Origin of the sequence: Mesorhizobium sp. M0217, assembly GCF_040321955.1 — a bacterium.
In the GTDB taxonomy this organism is placed as follows: Bacteria; Pseudomonadota; Alphaproteobacteria; order Rhizobiales; family Rhizobiaceae; genus Mesorhizobium.
In genome coordinates, this window is sequence record NZ_JAMYSN010000032.1 from 32,145 (window position 1) to 50,797 (window position 18,653).

Consider the following 18,653-nt stretch of genomic DNA (forward strand, 5'->3'; position numbering starts at 1 on the left):
AGGCGCGCCGGCTCCCCTATTTTCCGTCGCGCCGCTGTGGCCCAACGGTATGCCGTGCGTGGTTCGGCGGGTCAACATGGCATGGGCGCGATCAACGCCGTCGTGACGGGAGGCAGGGGATAAGTGCCGACCGGCTGCTGCGTCATGCAACCAAAGTCTGACAGCGGATGCGGCGATCAGGCGATCTTCTGCTGGTCGCGGCCGGGACCGATCAGCACAAGTGCCGCGACCAGGAACAGATACATCCAGCCATCGCGCCATTCGATCGGGAAATAGCCGGCCCATAGCGATTCGGCCATGCCGAAGGCGGCCGCACCGAGCGCGGCCCGAGGCGGCGAGAGATAGCCGCCCACCGCCGTCACGAACAGGATTTTCAGCCCGTAAACGAGGCCCGAGCCGAAGCTGACATTGCCGTAGTAAAGGGCGGCCATGATTCCGGCCAGCGCGGCGCAGAAACCGCCAAACAACACCGCATGCCGGAACACTGCGCGCACGTCCACGCCGCACATGGCAGCCGCTTTGGGATCGTCGGAGACGGCTCGCCAGCGGCGGCCGAAGCCCGAGCTGGCGAACGCCCATGCGGCGAGCATGATTGCCGCCAGAACCACCGCGCAATCGATGAGCTGGATCAGCGTCAGCGTCGCCTGGAAGCCGGCATCCTGAGCGAAGACAATGGGTTGCGCCAGCATAGGCGGCAGCCACCAGTCATGCGTGTCGGCGGCGATACGGCTTGCTTCCGACAGCACCAGCAGGATGCCGAGCGTCGTCACCACAATGGCATTGGGCGTGCGGTCGGCCAGCGGTTCGAAGACGCTGCGCGACAGCACGTGGCCGATCAGCGCGGCATAAAGGAAAGCCGTGACGACGCCGAGCACCACTGCCGCCAGCAAGGTCAGCCACAATACCTGATAGCCGAAGGCCACGGTCAGGATCATCGTCTGGCCGCAAAAGGCGAACAGCGCGCCATAGGCGAGATTGGTCCGGTGCAGGATGCCGTTGGTCAGCACGTAGCCGAAGGCAAGCAGCGCATAGAGCGCGCCGGAATGCAGCCCGTTCAGCACCTGCTGGAAGAAATAGAGCATAGACAGCTTTCCGGGCGCCGGAGCCCGCGCCAAGGTTTGCATCGTAGAATCTAACTTGTCAAATGCGTTTTATGGGTTAGATTTCTGATATGACAGTATCTTGGACCCCACATCGCTTCACCGGCGGCATTCTTGCGCTCGATACGGCCAACACCGTGGTGTTGCGCAACGATCCGGAAAAGACCTTCGACCGTTTTGACGATCCGGCCGAGATCGCGCGCTTCGCCGATGCCGCAAGCGGCTTTCGCGGTGCCGAGCTTGGCGGCAGACCGCTGGAGGCGACCTCGCCGGACAGCATCGCCCCGGTGGTGCTGGCGATCCGCGAGACGACCGACCGCCTGTTTCGCGGCGCGGTGTCGAAAGGTGCGCTTGCCGCCGGCGATCTCGCCGCTTTTCTCAAGGCCTGCGCCAACGGCCTAGATCGGAGCCTGGCCGAAATCGGCGCACCGGGTAGACCGTTCGGCGACCCATCGACGCCGATCGCGTTCGAGGCGGCGCTGGCGGTTTCGGCCTTGTCGCTGCTGCGCGACGACACGGTCGCCAGGCTCAGGATCTGTCCCAATTGCAGCTGGCTGTTCGTCGACAGGAGCCGCAATTCCAGCCGCCTTTGGTGCGATATGGCTGTGTGCGGCAACCGCCAGAAAGCAAGCCGTCACTATCGCCGCCGCACGGCGGCACATGAGGTCAACAATGCCTAGGGTTGTTTTTCGTTCGATCCTTGTCGGTGCAGCGCTCATTGCAGCCGTTGCGCTTGGCGCCTGCCGCGACACCGGCGGCGACGGCAAGCTGTTCGAGGTTTCCGGCAAGGTCGTCGTCTTCAACTACCGTCTCGCCCGGGCGAACTATGTCGTGACGCTGCGGCCCCTGCAGCCGATGGGCGAAGGCCAGGTTGCGGTCGCCAGTTTCCAGAATCCGGCCGGCGGCCCTCCCCTGGTAGTCGAGCAGAAGGTCTGGCCGAAGCTCGACAAGGTCAGCCTGGAGAGCCCGGCGCTCACCTGCATCGTCAAGGACAAACCCTATGCGATCTCCATCAGCATCAGGGGTCCTGACGGCACGTTCCTGCAGAAGATCGACACGACGCTGATGTCGAGCGAGGACCAGTCGATCCTTCCCGACCGGCCGCTGGTGGTCGACCAGCTCTATACGGCCAATCCCGATCTTGCCGGCCATCCCGACGGCAAGCTGCCGGGTGAGCCGAAGCCGGATTGCTCGAAAGGCTGACGCGTTTTTGCCCGGCGCGACTGCGTGGAAATTTTCGGTCGCCGGACAACCGCCGCGGACCGATTTCGTGCCGGATACGCGACGGCAGCGGATCGTTCGTTGCGCTTTGCCTGGCACTTTCGATTTCGTTTGACCTGCCTTGCAAGCGGAGAAAGACTGCGCCATCTCACTCCTACGTTGGCTGCGCGCCCCCGGTGCTGTCTCCGCAGAGGAAATGCCTGATGACGCTGCACGACGTCGCGCTCGACGACAAGTTCGATCTTGGCAAGGAGCGCATCTTCCTGTCCGGCGCACAGGCGGTCATCCGCATGCTTGTGATGCAGCGCGAGCGCGACCGCCGGGCCGGCCTCAACACGGCCGGCTTCGTGTCCGGTTATCGCGGCTCGCCGCTCGGCGGCCTCGATATGCAGCTGTGGCGGGCGAAAAAGCAGCTGGCGCAGGCCGACATCGTCTTCCAGCCCGGCCTCAACGAGGAGCTTGCCGCCACCGCCTGCTGGGGCTCTCAGCAGACGGAATTGCTGGGCGAAGGCAAGCATGACGGGGTGTTTTCGGTCTGGTACGGCAAGGGACCGGGCGTCGACCGCTCCGGCGACGTTTTCCGCCACGCCAACCTCGCGGGATCGTCGAAGCATGGCGGCGTGCTTGCGCTGATGGGCGACGACCATATGGCCGAATCATCGACCAATGCGCACGCCACCGAATTCCTGTTCGTCGACACCATGGTGCCGATCCTCAACCCGGCCGGCGTTCAGGAGATCATCGACTACGGCCTCTACGGCTTTGCCATGTCGCGCTTCGCCGGCACCTGGGCGGCTATCAAATGCGTCAAGGACAACATCGAATCCACGGCCTCCGTCGATGCCGCGCTCGAGCGCCTGAACATCGTCGTGCCGGAGTTCGATATGCCGCCCGGCGGCCTCAACATCCGCGATGAGATCGACATGCTCGGCCAGGAGGAGCGCCTGCATGAATACAAGCGCGCCGCTGCATCCGCCTTCATCCATGCCAACGGCCTGAACCGCATCGTCTATTCGGGCGGCCGGGCGCCGAAGCTCGGGATCATCACGCTCGGCAAGAGCTATCTCGATGTCCGCCAGGCGCTGGAAGACATCGGCGTCGACGAGGCCGCCGCCAACCGCATCGGCATCCGCCTGTTCAAGGTCGGCTGCCCGTGGCCGCTCGACCTGCAGCATATCTCAGAATTCGCCCGCGGCCTCGACACCATCGTCGTCATCGAGGAGAAGCGCTCGCTGATCGAGGTGCAGCTGCGCGAAAACCTCTACGGCACCGCCACGCGGCCGACGATCGTCGGCAAGAAGGACGAGCGCGGCGACTGGCTGTTCCCGGCCAAGGGCGCGCTCGACCCCAACGAGATCGCCATTGCGCTGGGCGAGCGCATCCTGCGCACAATCGGCCCTTCGGAAGAGATCACTGCAAAGGTGGCAAAGCTGCGCCAGTTCCAGGCGATGCTTGCCGACACCAGCGATATCGGTTCGCGCACGCCGTTCTTCTGCTCCGGATGCCCGCACAATTCCTCGACCAAGGTGCCGGACGGCTCGATCGCAGCCGCCGGTATCGGCTGCCATTTCATGGCGCTGTGGATGGACCGCAACACGGTCGGCTTCACCGCCATGGGCGGCGAGGGCGCACAATGGGTCGGCCAGGCGCCATTCTCCAAGCGCGGCCACATTTTCCAGAATCTCGGCGACGGGACCTACAATCACTCCGGCACGCTGGCGATCCGCTTCGCGCTGTCGACCGATGCCAACATCACCTACAAGATCCTCTACAACGACGCCGTCGCCATGACCGGCGGTCAGCCGCATGAGGGCGGCCTGACTGTCGGCATGATCGCCAGGCAGGTGCGCGCCGAAGGCGTCGAGCGCATCGCCATCGTCACCGACGAGCCGGAGAAATATGCGGGGAAGGCCGAATTCCCCTCCGGCGCCACCATCCACCACCGCGACGACCTCGACCTCGTCCAGCGCGAGCTGCGCGACGTCAAGGGCGTCTCGGTGCTGCTCTACGACCAGACCTGCGCCGCCGAAAAGCGCCGCCGCCGCAAGCGCGGCACCTTCCCGGATCCCGACAAGCGGGTCTTCATCAACGAACTGGTCTGCGAGGGCTGCGGCGATTGCGGCGTGCAATCGAACTGCGTCTCGATCCAGCCGGTCGAGACCGAGTTCGGCCGCAAGCGCAGAATAGACCAGTCGAGCTGCAACAAGGATTTCTCCTGCGTCAACGGCTTCTGCCCGTCCTTCGTCACCGTGCACGGCGCCAAGATCAGGAAGGCCGAAGGCATTGCCGGCCGCTCCGACCCGCTTGACGGCGTGCCGGTGCCGGCCGAATTCCCGCTCGGTAGCGAGGGTTGGGCGGCGATCATCGACGGCGTCGGCGGCACCGGCGTCGTCACCATAGGTGCTGTGCTCGGCATGGCCGCCCATCTCGAGGACAAGGGCTGCGGCATGATCGACATGGCCGGCCTCGCCCAGAAGGGCGGCTCGGTGTTCACCCATGTCCGCATCGCCCGCACCCCGGACGACATCCACGCGATCCGCGTTTCGGCCGGCAAGGCGGACCTGGTGCTCGGCTGCGACCTCGTCGTCTCGGGCGCCAAGAAGGTGCTTGGCGCGGTACGCGAAGGCCATACCATCTTCCTCGCCAACACCGCCGAGATCATGCCTGGCGAGTTCGCCCGTTCGGCCGATTTCTCGCTGCCGATCGAGCGCCTGAAGAAGGCGATCCGTGCTGCCGCCGGCGAAGACAAGACCCATTTCTTCGACGCCACGCGCACCGCCACCCAATTGTTCGGCAATTCGCTCGGCGCCAACATGTTCATGCTCGGCTTCGCTTTCCAGCATGGCGGGCTGCCGCTGTCCGCGCAAGCCGTTGAAAGAGCGATTGAATTGAATGGCGAGGCGGTGGCGATGAACATCGCCGCCTTCCGCTGGGGCCGGCGCGCCGCGCATCAGCCGGAGTTTGTGCGCGGCCTCATCGCGCAACCGAGCAAGGCCACTGAGATCGCCGAGACGCTGGACGATATCATCGCCCGCCGCGTCGCTTTCCTCTCTGCCTATCAGAATGCCGCCTATGGCAGGCGCTATGTCGAGCGGCTGGCGGTCCTGCGTGCCGCCGAGGCAAAGGCCGTGCCCGGCTCGACCGCGGTGACCGAGGCAGCCGCCAAAAATCTGTTCAAGCTGATGGCGATCAAGGACGAATATGAGGTGGCGCGGCTCTACACTGACGGCTCCTTCGCTATGGAGCTGTCAAAACAGTTCCAGAGCTACGAAAAGCTCGAATTTCATCTGGCGCCGCCGATCATGGGCAGGCGCGGCAATGACGGCAAGCCGAGGAAATCGAGCTTCGGCCCGTGGATGATGAAGGGTTTTCGCCTGCTGGCGGCGCTGAAAAGCCTGCGCGGCACGGCCTTCGACGTGTTCGGCTACAGCGCCGAGCGGCGCATGGAGCGGCAGCTTCTGGCCCGCTATGAGGCCGATCTGGAGCTTGTCGCCAAAGCACTTGCGCCAGGCAGGATCGAGGCCGCCATCGCCCTTGTCTCGGTGCCGGCGCTCATTCGCGGCTACGGCCATGTCAGGCAAGCCAGCGCCGAAAAGGCAGAGGGCGAGCGCACAAGGCTTGTCGAGCGGCTGGCCAACACGCCGGCGCGGCCTGAACTTCAGGCCGCCGAGTGATCGATACGCCTTGTTTACCTGAACACGAATTTTCGCGGTTTACGCCGATGGAGCCGACTTGACGCCAGGCGTCGGAACGGCATCTCTAAACCTTTCTTAAGGCGAATGTGACATGACTGCGGTTCGTGCGACACCGCAGGCCATGCAAGAAAACAAAGCCGCAGAGATAGGTGAGGACGTCTATGCTGGGTTCGTGCGATCGTTGTTCAACGATCCCGGGATCCTGCTGATTGGCGCATTTTGCCATGGCCTCATCGGCATTCTGGTTTATTTTACCTCGGGGCATCCGGCCTATCTTGCATTGGCCGCGCTTATGCTTGCGGCGGGGCTTTACCGTTACTACGGCATCCGCAAAGGCCTGCGCATAGGCAGTTTCGAAACTTATGAACAAGCCAAGAAGTGGGAACGCTACTACCTGGTTGGCGGCACCATCCAGGCTTTCTTCATGGGGCTTTTCTGCTTCACCTCAATCTATCTCATTCCCGATGTCTTCGGGGAAAGCGCCGCCATCGCCGTCATAATGGGCTCGACGGTGACCATTGTCGGCCGCAATTACGGCTCCAAGACCATGGTTGCGGTGCAGGCCTTCACGGTCGTGCTGCCGATCGCGGTCGGGCTGATGCTCAAGGGACATCTCGGCGATTTCATCCTCGGCCTCTACATCGTGCCGTTCATCTTCATCATCACCCGGATGGCCAGCCACGTCCGCACCGTGCTGTTCAACGCCATTTCGGAGCGCAAGACGGCCGCCAGGCTCGCCGAGCGCTTCAACCGCGCGCTCAACACCATGTCGCATGGCCTGGTCATGCTCGGCCCCGACGGCAAGGTCGTGGTCGGCAATGCCGAAGCCGCGCATCTGATGTCGCTGCGCTCGCCTGACCAACTGCTCGGGCGGTCGATCCATTCGCTGCTCCTGCGCGGCGTCGCCGGAGGCATGCTGGCGCCGAAAGACTGTCGTTATGTCGAAGCGCAGCTGACGCGCGCCTTGCGCGAGGGCCGCGACCGCAAGGTGCTGGTCTCCTTCTCCAATGGCCAGCACTATGAGTTCTCGGCCCGCGAAGGCAATCAGGATCTCGGTGTCATCACCTTCGAGGACGTCACCGCCCGCGTCGAGGCTGAGGAAAAAATCCGCTTCATGGCGCGCTATGACAGCCTTACCGGCCTGCCGAACCGCGCGTATTTCCATGAGCTGGTCGGTGAAGCCATGGCGTCGGGCAGCCGCGACCGCCTGTGCGCCCTGGCGGTGCTCGATCTCGACGATTTCAAGAGCGTCAACGACACCCTCGGCCATCCGGTCGGCGACGGACTTATCTATGCCGTTGCCGAGCGGCTGGCGGCCGTCGCCGGGCAAGGCGTCAATGTCAGCCGTTTCGGCGGCGACGAGTTCATGATCTTCTTCGACCGCGTCGAGGATGAAAGCCATCTGACGGGCCTGCTCGACCAGATCTTTGCCGATCTGCAGGGCGAGGTCGACGTCGCAGGCCACGGTCTGCGCATCCAGGCAAGCGCGGGCGCCGTGCTGTCCAGGGTCGACGACACCGATGTCGACGCCATGATCGTCAAGGCCGATCTGGCGCTCTACAAGGCCAAGGAACTCGGCAAGAACAACTGGCGGCTGTTCGAGGCAGCGATGGATGCGGCGTTCCGCAACCGCCAGCTGATGAAGGCCGACCTGCGCACGGCGGTCGAAGGCAAGGCGCTGCGGGTGGTCTATCAGCCGATCGTGGCGATGAACACCATGCGCATCGCCAGCTGCGAGGCCCTGTGCCGCTGGGATCATCCCGATCTCGGGCCGGTTTCGCCCAGCATCTTCATTCCGCTGGCCGAAGAAATGGGCATCATCTCCGAGATCAGCACTTTTGTGCTCGCGGCTGCCTGCGCCGAATGCGCCAAATGGCCGGGCCAGACCAGCGTCTCGGTCAACCTTTCGGCCAAGGATTTCCGCAACCGCGACGTTGTCCAGAAGGTTCGCGACGCGCTTGCCACTTCGGGGCTCGCCGCCGGCCGCCTCGAGATCGAAGTCACCGAAACCGCGCTGCTCGACGACAAATCGCTAACGCGCCAGTATATCGAGGAACTGAAGCAGCTTGGCGTGCGCATTGCGCTCGACGATTTCGGCACCGGCTATTCAAGCCTGAGCTACCTCCACAAGCTGCCGCTCGACAAGATCAAGATCGACCGTTCGTTCCTGATGGACGTGACCCAGAACAAGCGTTCGCTCGACTTGTTGAAGGGCATCGTCGACCTGACCCGCGTGCTCGGGCTGACCGTCACCATCGAAGGTGTGGAAACCTTCGAACAGCTGAAGATCCTGGTGCATTCGGTCAAGCCGGACCTCGTCCAGGGCTTCCTGTTTGGCGCAGCACTTAGTGCCTCGGGCATAGAGACCATGTCCAACGTGACCTGGCCTTTCGCCGCCGAGCTGCGGCCGGCGGCAAAACTCGCCACGCCCTGACCCGTCATTAAATTGCGCTTGAAAAGCCCGTCTAAAAAGCGTTGTATTGTCTAGACGTTAACTGATTGTTAAGGTTAATGATCGGTAAACACAGACGATTAGAGTTTCATCTTCTTGTTCCTTCGGTCGTCCGGTATTGTTCTCCTGCGGCGGTACGAGGGGAAGTAATGGACACGCATCAGTCAGGTGTGCTTTCGGGTGCGGCAGTCAAATCTGGCCCGCCTTCCCTGTTCGCCCGCAACGTCCTCGACGTCCTCGAGCGTGTCGAATACCGGCGCTGCGAAAGCGGCGAGGATCTCGAAGCGGTCTACCGGCTGCGCTACAAGGCCTTTCATACACACGGCCTGCTTGACACCATTACCGAACAGAAGCTCGTCGATCACCTTGACGAAGTGCGCAATTGCTACTGTTTCGGCGTCTTCATGGATGGCGAGCTGGTCAGCACCGTCAGGCTCCACCATTTGACCCGTGAGACCCCCGAAGCGCCGATCATGACCGTTTTCGGCGACCGGCTGCTGCTGCGGCTGGCGCGCGGTGAAACCTTCATCGACCCGAGCCGGTTGGCGATCGATCCGCAAATGTCGTCGGCCAACCGCGCCCTGCCCTATGTCACGCTGCGGCTCGCGGTTATCGCCAACACCTTCTTCAACGCCACCAGCTGCATTTCGATGATCCGCGAGGAGCACACGGCCTTCTACCATCGCATCTTCGGATCGGTGCAGGTCGGCGAGCCGCGCCTCTACCCGCCCTTCACCATGCCGATCTTCTTCTATGAATCGATCTGCGAGCAGAACATGGCCCCGACGCTGGAGCGCTTTCCCTTCTTCCAGTCGACGGCGCTGGAGCGGCGTATGCTGTTTGCCAAGGCGCCGGCCGGCGAGCTCGCGCCGCTGACCATCCTGCCCACCGCTAAATATTTTCGCGAAGCAGCGTAATGTCGGCAAAGCCGGCGCACTTTAGCGCCCGGTGCGAGGAGCTTTCCGGCCGCTTCGGCGTTCTGGACGTCACGACCCCGACGCGGCCATAGAAAGGAACCGACATGCATATTCCCGAGCTAGCACTGACCCCGCTGATCTCGCTGATTGCCGGCGTGCTGATCCTGGTGATGCCGCGGCTGCTCAACTACATCGTCGCGCTCTATCTGATCGTCATTGGGCTGCTCGGGCTGTTTCCGCATCTAGCCGGTTGAAACGCAAAACCCTCAACGTTCGACGTTAGGCCGGCGACAAGAGCCCATACCGCCGGCTTTCAACATTCTTTGAGGCTGTTGTCGCTGGTCGTGCGGCAATAGCGCCATTGCTCTTGGTCCAGCTTTTCGCTATGTGCCTCAAAGATGTCTTCGAAGGGGTATTCCTATGGCTGATCACACGCCGACCGGTCCTGTCGAACTGGGCGCGAAGATGGACTATGCCGAACATGACCGCACCTATCATGGCTTTCTGGCGCTGGCCAAATACGGCTCGCTGTTCTGCGGCGCCCTGCTCCTGGCCATGGCTTTCGGCTTCTTCGCAGGCGGCTTCTTCTCCGCGACCATCCTGTTCGTGCTGATCCTCGCCCTCGGCGCCTTCATTCTCCGATAGTCTCTTCAGACCCTTGCCAAGGGCGTAGCCGGACATCCGGCCGCACTCTTTCGCAAAGCCGCACTCTTGCGCAAACAGGTTCCAGCCGAAAGGATCATGCGGTGGGACAGACGGTTTTCATCCCTCGCGAGCTCGATGCCAGCGAGCCTCGTGTCGCGGCCTCGCCCGATACCGTGAAGCGGCTGGCGGCGCTGGGCTTCGACGTCACCGTCGAGACGGGCGCCGGCACCAGGTCGCGCATTCCCGATGAGGAGTTCGCCAAGGCGGGTGCCGCGATCGGCAAGGCTTCGGATGCGAGACGGGCGGATGTGGTGCTGAAGGTGCGCCGGCCGACCGACGCCGAGCTGAAGGGCTACAAATCGGGTGCGGCGGTCATCGCCATCATGGATCCCTACGGCAATGATGCCGCGGTCGCGGCGCTTGCCGAGGCTGGGGTCACCGCCTTCTCGATGGAATTCATGCCGCGCATCACCCGCGCCCAGTCGATGGATGTGCTGTCGTCGCAGGCCAATCTCGCCGGCTACCAGGCCGTGATTGACGGCGCATCGGAGTATGACCGCGCGCTGCCGATGATGATGACTCCGGCCGGCACCGTGCCGGCGGCGAAGATCTTCATCATGGGCGTCGGCGTTGCCGGCCTGCAGGCGATCGCCACGGCGCGCCGTCTCGGCGCTGTCGTCACCGCCACGGACGTTCGTCCCGCCGCCAAGGAACAGGTGGCGTCGCTTGGCGCAAAGTTCCTCGCCGTCGAGGACGAGGAGTTCAAGGCGGCCGAGACCGCCGGCGGCTACGCCAAGGAAATGTCGAAGGAGTACCAGGCGAAGCAGGCAGCGCTCACCGCTGAGCACATCGCCAAGCAGGACATCGTCATCACCACGGCGCTGATCCCCGGCCGGCCGGCGCCGAAGCTGGTGTCGGCGGCGATGGTCGCCTCGATGAAGCCGGGTTCGGTGATCGTCGACCTCGCCGTCGAGCGCGGCGGCAATGTCGAAGGCGCGGTTGCGGGTCAGGTGGTGACGACGGCCAACAACGTTAAGATCGTCGGCCACCTCAACGTGCCCGGCCGCGTCGCCGCATCGGCCTCGCTGCTCTACGCCAGGAACCTGTTCGCCTTCCTCGAGACGCTGGTCGACAAGACCAGCAAGACGCTCGCCATCAACCGCGAAGACGATCTGGTTAAGGCGACGATGCTGACCGACGCTGGCCGCGTGGTGCATCCGGCCTTCGCCAAGGCGGCGGAACAGCCCCATATCGAACCGGCGGCCATTCCGGCCGAGACCATGGTGGCTGATGCCACGCCGAAGAAGGCTGCACCGAAAAAGGCGTCCGACAAAGCCACTGCCGGCAAGTCCGCCGCCAAGCCGAAGGGGATCGCGTGATGGATCAGACCTTGCAGAAAGCCCTCGATCAGCTCGACCAGGCAAGTGCCGCCGTCCGGCTGGCTGTGCAGAACCTGGCGAACGCGCCCGGTGGCGCCGATGCGGCGGGCGATGCCGCGCACGCACTGTCCGGCGGCGCCATCGATCCCTTCGTCTTCCGCTTCGCCATCTTCGTACTTGCGATATTCGTCGGATACTACGTCGTCTGGTCGGTGACGCCGGCGCTGCACACGCCGCTGATGGCGGTCACCAACGCCATCTCCTCGGTCATCGTCGTCGGCGCGCTGCTGGCCGTCGGCATCTCGGCCTCCGGCATTGCCACCGGCTTCGGCTTCGTCGCGCTGATGCTGGTCTCGGTCAACATCTTTGGCGGCTTCCTGGTCACCCAGCGCATGCTGGCCATGTACAAGAAGAAGGACCGGTAGAGAGCCATGAACGCCAACTTCGCGTCCTTCCTCTACCTGGTCTCCGGCGTCCTGTTCATCATGGCGCTGCGCGGCCTGTCGCATCCGACCACCAGCCGCCAAGGCAATCTCTACGGCATGATCGGCATGGGCATTGCCATTGCCACCACGCTGGCGCTGGCGACTCCGTCCGCCGGGCGCTTCGGCCTGATCGTGCTTGGTCTGGCCATCGGCGGCGGCGTCGGCGCCGTTACAGCGCGCCGCATCGCCATGACTTCGATGCCGCAGCTGGTCGCCGCCTTCCACTCGCTGGTCGGCCTTGCCGCCGTCATGGTAGCGGCAGCCGCCATCTACGCGCCGGAAAGTTTCGGCATCGGCACGAATGGCGACATCCACGCCCAGGCGTTGATCGAGATGAGCCTTGGCGTTGCCATCGGCGCCATCACCTTCACCGGCTCCGTCATCGCCTTCCTCAAGCTCGATGGCCGCATGTCGGGCAAGCCGATCATGATCGGCGGCCGTCACATCATCAACGCGGTCCTCGGCATCGCGCTGATCGTGCTGATCGTGCTTCTGGTCACCACCGAGGCCAAGCTGGTGTTCTGGCTGATCGTCGCGGCTTCGCTGGCGCTCGGCGTCCTCTTGATCATCCCGATCGGCGGCGCCGACATGCCGGTCGTCGTCTCGATGCTGAATTCCTATTCCGGCTGGGCCGCCGCGGCACTCGGCTTCACGCTTGGCAATCTGGCGTTGATCATCACCGGCGCGCTGGTCGGCTCGTCCGGCGCCATCCTGTCCTACATCATGTGCAAGGGCATGAACCGGTCGTTCATCTCGGTCATCCTCGGCGGCTTCGGCGGCGAGACCGCGGCGGTTGCCGATGACGGCATCGAACGCACGGTCAAGCAGGGCTCGGCCGACGACGCTGCCTATCTGATGATGAACGCACAGAAGGTCATCATCGTGCCGGGCTACGGCATGGCGGTCGCCCAGGCCCAGCACGCGCTGCGCGAAATGGCCGACAAGCTCAAGGCCAATGGCGTGGATGTCAAATACGCCATCCACCCCGTGGCCGGCCGCATGCCCGGCCACATGAACGTGCTGCTCGCCGAAGCCAATGTTCCCTATGACGAAGTGTTCGAACTGGAAGACATCAACTCCGAGTTCGCGCAGGCCGATGTCGCCTATGTCATCGGCGCCAATGACGTCACCAATCCGTCCGCCCGCGACGACAAGTCGTCGCCGATCTACGGTATGCCGATCCTCGACGTCGACAAGGCCCGCACCTGCCTGTTCGTCAAGCGCTCGCTCGGCTCGGGCTACGCCGGCATCGACAACACGCTGTTCTACAAGGACGGCACCATGATGCTGCTCGGCGACGCCAAGAAGATGACCGAGGAAATCGTCAAGGCCATGGATCACTGATCCCGCCGCAACTTTCCACTGGAAGGTTGTCGGTCCATCATCGGAAACAAAAAAAGCCCGGTTCGGACCGGGCTTTTTATGTTGAAGACCGGTTCAGCGGCTGGTCAGGAAAACCGCTTCCTCGTCGTCGCGCTGCCTGCCGCCCAGTGCTGCCGCAGCGCTGGCGATGAAGGCGCCGATAACCAGCGACAGGGCGCCAAGCAGTGCGAAGGTGGCGCTGCCTTTCCGGGCGGCGTCGGCGGCCTGCTTGGCCTTGACCTTGGCGTCCTCGACCCTGGCCACCAGGGCGTCGACACGCGCCTTGGCGTCAGCCTCGGAAAGCCCGGTGCGGGCGGCGACCAGCTGCGACAGATAGGTCTTGTCGTCAGCCGAAACTTCGCCTGCCGCCGCACTGGCGATCAGGATGCGCGAAGCCTGCCCGGCCGCAGCCGCATCGCTGTCCGGATTGGCCGCCGCGAGCCTGGCGGCATCAGCCGGACGGAACAGCGTATCCACGAGATAGGACGTTGCATTGTCGGCCGGTGCGCTGCCGGCATTGGCGGACGCGCCGGCCGAAGCACCCATGGCGGCGCCTGAGGCAACAGTAGAAGCCGCCTGCACGCCTGAACCAAGCACTGCCGACAGCGCCGACCCGAGAATGCCGACGACCAGCAATGTCGCCAGCGCCCAGGCGAGGAGGCCGTGCGCGGTGTCACGGAAATAGACCTCGTCGGTGTGGATGCCGACCCATTTGGTGCGCAGGCGTCCGGCAAGATAGCCACCGACCCCGGAGGACAGCCATTGCACGATGATGAGCCAGATCGCGCCGGACACCGCGAAGGTGGTCAGCGAGGCACTGGCGCCGGACCATGGCGAGACCATGGTCAGCCCCAGTCCTGAGCCGAGCAGCATGAGGATGAAGGTCAGCGTCGAGGCCGCGAAGGCGCCGGCGATGATCGGCCCCCAGCTGACGGCCGTGGCGGAGGATTCTGTTGAAGCAGATACGTCGACAGCCGATACGGTGGACTGCATCGACGCCTCCTACCGTACGAACAGCATGATGAGAATGATGATCGGGATCGGAATACCGAGCAACCAGAGCAAAATACCGCGTCCCATAAAGAGCCTCCCTGCGAGAAATTGATCGATGTCGTCACAATGTTCCTGAGCGATTTCCGTTCCGAGGAGCAATGAAATGATTTGCTTACCGGGAACGGAACTATTTTCCGCGCGGCCCGAGGCACGACTGCGAAACTGTGGATTGGTTCACGGAGTTCCACATGGGCTGCCGTGTATTGTTGGCTCGGTGAGCCGGGGGTAGCATGAGCGATCCCGCCGTCGGATGTCGTCAACGGAGACGCTGATGCCCAAGACTGTCGCATCGCTGGCTTACAAAAAGGCGCAGCCCAGCCAGGCGGTGGTGATCGTGCATGGCATGGGCGAGCAGCGGCCGATGGGTACGCTGAGGGGATTCGTCCAGGCGGTCTGGAGCAGCGATCCCACCCGTGCTCCACCCTACGCCCAGATTCCCGATCCGGCCGTTTCCGGCGCCACGATCAACCAGAGCTGGATCACGCCCGACAGCCGGACCAAGTCACACGAGCTGCGCCGCATCACCACGCCCTACGACGTCGATGGCCGCCGTACCGATTTCTACGAGCTTTATTGGGCCGACATCACGCAAGGCACGACGCGCGGCCGGCTGGCCGCCTGGGTGACGAACCTGTTGTGGCGCAAGCCCGCCGACATTCCGCTCGACGCCCGCAAGCTTTACGTCGCCACACTTCTGATCGTTATCGTCATTCTGGGCGCAGCACTCGTGCTGGCAACATCGGTCTGGCAACAGGCCGTTACCTTGACGACCGGCCTGATGATCACCACCCTCGCTTCTTTTGTCATCTGGGCGGTGGATCAGTTCGCCCTGCCCTATTTCGGTGACGTCGCCGCTTATGTGCGCGCCGAGGCGGCGACGATCGAGAAGCGTGCGCTGATCCGCGACAGAGGCCTGACGTTGCTCAAGACGCTGATGAAGGACGATGCTTACGACCGCATCGTGCTGGTCTCGCACAGCCTTGGGTCGATCATCGCCTATGATTTGCTGCAGATCCTGTGGGCCGAGTTCCGGCCGCGAAGGCTGGAAGCGGTCCGCGACAAGGCCAAACTGGCGGCGGTCGAGGCCGTCGACAAGGCAACGCTCGGCTCTGATGGGTCAGCGTGGCCAAAGAACCTTGAAGACCTCGCCGGATTCCGGCGCGGTCAATGGGCGCTCTACCAGCAGCTTCGGACCAAGGACGCCGACCACCCGCTGCCCTGGAAGATCAGCGATTTCGTCACGCTTGGCAGTCCGCTCTCCCACAGCGAATTCCTGGTGACCTACAATCTCGCGGAATTCAGGCGTGGCCTTGCCGAGCGCCTGTTCTCGGCTTGCCCGCCGATTGCCGATGACGGGCGCCCCGGCGGCACCGTGCTTTACCGGGAAGGACACAGCCAAGGCAAGGCGCAGCGCGCGGTGCATCATGGCGCGGTGTTTGCGGCAACGCGCTGGACGAACGTCTACGACCGCGGCAATGGCTGGGCGACAGGCGATCCGATTTCCGGTCCGATGACGGAAAACTTCGGCCCCGGTGTGGAGAACATCCAGATCGAGCTTCGCAGCTCACTTGGCCGTATCTTCACCCACACGCTTTATTGGTCATCGACGGCAAACGGCGTCGAAATCGCCCTGCCGGCGGGCACCGCGCCGCGCTCGCATCTGCAAGTGCTGCGCGAAGCGGTGGACCTTGGTCGGAAGCTGGAGCCAAAGGCCTGACCCGGAGTGGAGCTCCGGCGGCAAGGCCCCCAGCCCTCAAATGTCCAGATTGGCAACTGACAGCGCGTTGTCCTGGATGAATTCGCGCCGCGGTTCGACCTCGTCGCCCATCAGCCGCGAAAACAGCGAATCCGCATCGGTGGCGTCATTGACCTTGACCTGCAGCAGCGAACGCACATTCGGGTCGAGCGTGGTTTCCCAGAGCTGCTCGGCATTCATCTCGCCGAGGCCCTTGTAGCGCTGCATGGTCAGGCCCTTGCGGCCGGTCGCAAACACCGCGTTGAGCAGCGCCAGCGGCCCCGAAATGGTTTCGGAGACATCCTTGCGGCGCAGCACCGGCGGCTCGCCATAGACTTCCATGAGGCGCGGGGCATAGCGGTCGAGCTGGCGTGCGTCGGCCGAATTTATCAGCCCGGCATCGAGCTGCGCGAATTCCTTGACGCTGCGCACCGTGCGTTCGAACACATAGCCGCCGACGCCTTCATTGGAGGTCGACAGCCGGCCGGTCCAGCCGCGCTCGGTGTCCTCGGCAATGATGTCAAGGCGCTGGGCGACGCGTTCGGCCATGGCATTGGCGCGGCCGAGGTCGTTTAGCACATCGGCGTTGAGCGCGCCGGCGATCGCCGCCTGTTCGACCACGCCCCTGTTGTAGCGCGTGTGCAGCCCGTTGATGAGCTGGCGCACGGCCAGTGCATCATCGATCGAGCCGCGCAGATCCTGTCCGGCCCGCGCCTCGCCGGAGGCAAGCGTCAGCGACGCCTCCTCCAGCCCGGAGCCGATCAGGAACTCCTCGAAGGCGCTCTCGTCCTTGATGTATTGCGAGCTTTTTCCGCGCGTCACTTTGTAGAGCGGCGGCTGGGCGATGTAGAGATGGCCGCGCTCGATCAGCTCCGGCATCTGGCGGAAGAAGAAGGTGAGCAGCAAGGTCCTGATATGGGCGCCGTCGACGTCGGCGTCGGTCATCAGGATGATCTTGTGGTAGCGCAATTTGTCGGCGTTGAACTCGTCCTTGCCGATCGAGGTGCCGAGCGCGGTGATCAGCGTGCCGATCATCTCGGAGCCGAGCATGCGGTCGAAGCGCGCCCGCTCGACATTGAGTATCTTGCCGCGCAACGGCAGGATTGCCTGGTTCTGGCGCGAACGGCCGCCCTTGGCAGAGCCGCCGGCCGAGTCACCCTCGACGATGAAGATTTCGGATTTCGCCGGGTCGCGTTCCTGGCAGTCGGCAAGCTTGCCAGGCAGAGAGGTGACGCCGAGCGAGCTTTTGCGGGTGATGTCTCGGGCCTTGCGCGCGGCTTCGCGCGCCGCGGCCGCCTGGATCACCTTGTCGATGACCACCTTGCCCTCGGTCGGGTGTTCTTCCAGCCAGGTGCCAAGCGCCTCGTTGACCAGGCCTTCGACCACCGGGCGGACTTCCGACGAGACCAGCTTGTCCTTGGTCTGGGAGGAGAATTTCGGGTCGGGAACCTTGACCGACAGCACCGCCGTCAGGCCTTCGCGGCAGTCGTCGCCGATCAGCGCCACCTTTTCCTTCTTGGTCAGGCCCGACGATTCGCCATAGCCGGTGATCTGGCGCGTCAGCGCGCCACGGAAGCCGGCCAGATGGGTGCCGCCATCGCGCTGCGGGATGTTGTTGGTGAAGGCCAGCACGTTCTCGTGGTAGCTGTCGTTCCACCACATCGCCACTTCGACGGTGATGCCGTCGCGCTCGGCCTTGATGGCGATCGGCTTGTCGATCAGCGGTTTCTTGACCCGGTCGAGATATTTGACGAACTCTTCCAGGCCGCCATCATAGTGCAACTCGTGGCGCACGAGATCGGCATGGCGGGCATCGGTCAAAATGATGCGCACGCCGGAATTCAGGAAGGCGAGCTCGCGCAGCCGGTGCTCCAGCGTGCCGAAGTCGAACTCGACCATGGTGAAGGTTTCGGACGACGGAAAGAAGGTGATCTCGGAACCGCTGCGGCCCTCATAGGTGCCGGGCTGCTTGTTCTGCTCATAGCTGCCGGTCGCCTTGAGCGGCGCATCGGCATTGCCATGCGTGAAGCTCATCTCGAAAATCTGGCCGTTGCGGCGGATTTTCAGCTTCAGCCAGGCCGACAACGCGTTGACCACCGAGACGCCGACGCCGTGCAGGCCGCCAGACACCTTGTAGGAATTCTGGTCGAATTTGCCGCCGGCATGCAGCTGCGTCATGATCACTTCGGCCGCCGAAATGCCTTCGCCAGTGTGAATATCGGTCGGAATCCCGCGGCCATTGTCGATAACGGTGACCGAACCGTCGGGATTGAGCGTCACCGTGACCAGATCGGCATGGCCGGCCAGCGCCTCGTCGATGGCGTTGTCGACCACCTCATAGACCATGTGATGCAGGCCCGAGCCGTCGTCGGTGTCGCCGATATACATGCCCGGCCGCTTGCGGACAGCGTCCAACCCCTTCAAAACCTTGATGGAATCGGCGCCGTATTCGGCCTCAGCGCCGTTGGCGTTGTCGCTTTGATCGCTCATGAAAACCTGTCTGATTGATGCCGCATGCTCAGCGCGAAAAAATGGCTTCGAATCACGCCGCTTTGATGTCCTAGATATAGGCGCAAAAGGCGGTTTTTCCAAGGTTTGCGGGCATTTCA

At 63.5% G+C, this 18,653-nt stretch carries 14 protein-coding genes; 11 read left to right on the forward strand and 3 right to left on the reverse strand.

Features of this window, described 5'->3' with window-relative positions:
- Positions 1–176: 176 nt before the first annotated feature.
- On the reverse strand, positions 177–1,082 hold the full coding sequence (locus NKJ18_RS29395) for a branched-chain amino acid ABC transporter permease (protein WP_023732628.1): 906 nt from the start codon (positions 1,080–1,082) through the stop codon (positions 177–179).
- 89 nt (positions 1,083–1,171) lie between these two features.
- On the opposite strand from NKJ18_RS29395, the gene NKJ18_RS29400 reads away from it, so the two are divergent.
- The 10 genes from NKJ18_RS29400 (at position 1,172) to NKJ18_RS29445 (ending at position 13,238) form a co-directional block, all read left to right on the forward strand.
- Positions 1,172–1,780 carry a CGNR zinc finger domain-containing protein gene (locus NKJ18_RS29400; RefSeq protein WP_352761084.1) on the forward strand — a complete coding sequence of 203 codons (609 nt, stop codon included), beginning with the start codon at positions 1,172–1,174 and terminating at the stop codon, positions 1,778–1,780.
- Positions 1,773–2,303 carry a hypothetical protein gene (locus NKJ18_RS29405; protein WP_502906186.1) on the forward strand — a complete coding sequence of 177 codons (531 nt, stop codon included), beginning with the start codon at positions 1,773–1,775 and terminating at the stop codon, positions 2,301–2,303. Before NKJ18_RS29400 ends, NKJ18_RS29405 begins: the two co-directional genes overlap by 8 nt.
- Positions 2,304–2,524: 221 nt before the next feature.
- The gene (locus NKJ18_RS29410; RefSeq protein ID WP_352761089.1) at positions 2,525–5,995 is read left to right on the forward strand and encodes an indolepyruvate ferredoxin oxidoreductase family protein; all 3,471 of its coding nucleotides are present in this window, start codon (positions 2,525–2,527) and stop codon (positions 5,993–5,995) included.
- A gap of 112 nt (positions 5,996–6,107) precedes the next feature.
- Positions 6,108–8,450, forward strand: coding sequence for a putative bifunctional diguanylate cyclase/phosphodiesterase (locus tag NKJ18_RS29415; RefSeq protein ID WP_031205657.1), 2,343 nt, complete (start codon positions 6,108–6,110; stop codon positions 8,448–8,450).
- A gap of 167 nt (positions 8,451–8,617) precedes the next feature.
- Positions 8,618–9,385, forward strand: a complete 768-nt coding sequence (locus NKJ18_RS29420) for an N-acyl amino acid synthase FeeM domain-containing protein (protein WP_023671342.1) — start codon at positions 8,618–8,620, stop codon at positions 9,383–9,385.
- A 104-nt stretch (positions 9,386–9,489) separates the two neighbouring features.
- Positions 9,490–9,639, forward strand: a complete 150-nt coding sequence (locus NKJ18_RS29425; protein ID WP_023671341.1) for a DUF3096 domain-containing protein — start codon at positions 9,490–9,492, stop codon at positions 9,637–9,639.
- Positions 9,640–9,805: 166 nt separating this feature from the next.
- Positions 9,806–10,030, forward strand: a complete 225-nt coding sequence (locus tag NKJ18_RS29430) for an aa3-type cytochrome c oxidase subunit IV (protein ID WP_023671340.1) — start codon at positions 9,806–9,808, stop codon at positions 10,028–10,030.
- 101 nt (positions 10,031–10,131) lie between these two features.
- Positions 10,132–11,409 (forward strand): Re/Si-specific NAD(P)(+) transhydrogenase subunit alpha, encoded by a 1,278-nt coding sequence (locus tag NKJ18_RS29435; RefSeq protein WP_352761091.1) that lies wholly within the window; start codon positions 10,132–10,134, stop codon positions 11,407–11,409.
- Positions 11,409–11,834: a proton-translocating transhydrogenase family protein gene (locus NKJ18_RS29440; protein WP_032885960.1), complete on the forward strand. Its 426-nt coding sequence runs from the start codon at positions 11,409–11,411 to the stop codon at positions 11,832–11,834. Before NKJ18_RS29435 ends, NKJ18_RS29440 begins: the two co-directional genes overlap by 1 nt.
- A 6-nt stretch (positions 11,835–11,840) precedes the next feature.
- Positions 11,841–13,238 (forward strand): NAD(P)(+) transhydrogenase (Re/Si-specific) subunit beta, encoded by a 1,398-nt coding sequence (locus tag NKJ18_RS29445; RefSeq protein ID WP_023671337.1) that lies wholly within the window; start codon positions 11,841–11,843, stop codon positions 13,236–13,238.
- Between the two features lie 93 nt (positions 13,239–13,331).
- On the opposite strand, the gene NKJ18_RS29450 is transcribed toward NKJ18_RS29445, so the two are convergent.
- Positions 13,332–14,249: a membrane protein gene (locus tag NKJ18_RS29450; RefSeq protein ID WP_023671336.1), complete on the reverse strand. Its 918-nt coding sequence runs from the start codon at positions 14,247–14,249 to the stop codon at positions 13,332–13,334.
- 331 nt (positions 14,250–14,580) lie between these two features.
- Between NKJ18_RS29450 and NKJ18_RS29455 the strand changes: the two genes are divergently transcribed.
- Positions 14,581–16,026: a hypothetical protein gene (locus NKJ18_RS29455; RefSeq protein WP_352761093.1), complete on the forward strand. Its 1,446-nt coding sequence runs from the start codon at positions 14,581–14,583 to the stop codon at positions 16,024–16,026.
- 36 nt (positions 16,027–16,062) lie between these two features.
- Here NKJ18_RS29455 and gyrB read toward each other — a convergent pair whose 3' ends face one another.
- Positions 16,063–18,534 (reverse strand): DNA topoisomerase (ATP-hydrolyzing) subunit B, encoded by a 2,472-nt coding sequence (gene gyrB / locus NKJ18_RS29460; protein ID WP_023671333.1) that lies wholly within the window; start codon positions 18,532–18,534, stop codon positions 16,063–16,065.
- Positions 18,535–18,653 lie beyond the last annotated feature (119 nt).

What these genes read in the sequence shown, in the direction of transcription:
- NKJ18_RS29410 (WP_352761089.1), top strand. Translation starts at nt 2,525, where the DNA reads ATGACGCTGCACGACGTCGCGCTCGACGACAAGTTCGATCTTGGCAAG.
- NKJ18_RS29455 (WP_352761093.1), top strand. Translation starts at nt 14,581, where the DNA reads ATGCCCAAGACTGTCGCATCGCTGGCTTACAAAAAGGCGCAGCCCAGC.
- NKJ18_RS29450 (WP_023671336.1), bottom strand. Translation starts at nt 14,249, where the DNA reads ATGCAGTCCACCGTATCGGCTGTCGACGTATCTGCTTCAACAGAATCC.
- NKJ18_RS29420 (WP_023671342.1), top strand. Translation starts at nt 8,618, where the DNA reads ATGGACACGCATCAGTCAGGTGTGCTTTCGGGTGCGGCAGTCAAATCT.
- NKJ18_RS29405 (WP_502906186.1), top strand. Translation starts at nt 1,773, where the DNA reads ATGCCTAGGGTTGTTTTTCGTTCGATCCTTGTCGGTGCAGCGCTCATT.
- NKJ18_RS29425 (WP_023671341.1), top strand. Translation starts at nt 9,490, where the DNA reads ATGCATATTCCCGAGCTAGCACTGACCCCGCTGATCTCGCTGATTGCC.
- NKJ18_RS29400 (WP_352761084.1), top strand. Translation starts at nt 1,172, where the DNA reads ATGACAGTATCTTGGACCCCACATCGCTTCACCGGCGGCATTCTTGCG.
- NKJ18_RS29440 (WP_032885960.1), top strand. Translation starts at nt 11,409, where the DNA reads ATGGATCAGACCTTGCAGAAAGCCCTCGATCAGCTCGACCAGGCAAGT.
- NKJ18_RS29395 (WP_023732628.1), bottom strand. Translation starts at nt 1,082, where the DNA reads ATGCTCTATTTCTTCCAGCAGGTGCTGAACGGGCTGCATTCCGGCGCG.
- NKJ18_RS29430 (WP_023671340.1), top strand. Translation starts at nt 9,806, where the DNA reads ATGGCTGATCACACGCCGACCGGTCCTGTCGAACTGGGCGCGAAGATG.
- NKJ18_RS29445 (WP_023671337.1), top strand. Translation starts at nt 11,841, where the DNA reads ATGAACGCCAACTTCGCGTCCTTCCTCTACCTGGTCTCCGGCGTCCTG.
- NKJ18_RS29415 (WP_031205657.1), top strand. Translation starts at nt 6,108, where the DNA reads ATGACTGCGGTTCGTGCGACACCGCAGGCCATGCAAGAAAACAAAGCC.
- gyrB (WP_023671333.1), bottom strand. Translation starts at nt 18,534, where the DNA reads ATGAGCGATCAAAGCGACAACGCCAACGGCGCTGAGGCCGAATACGGC.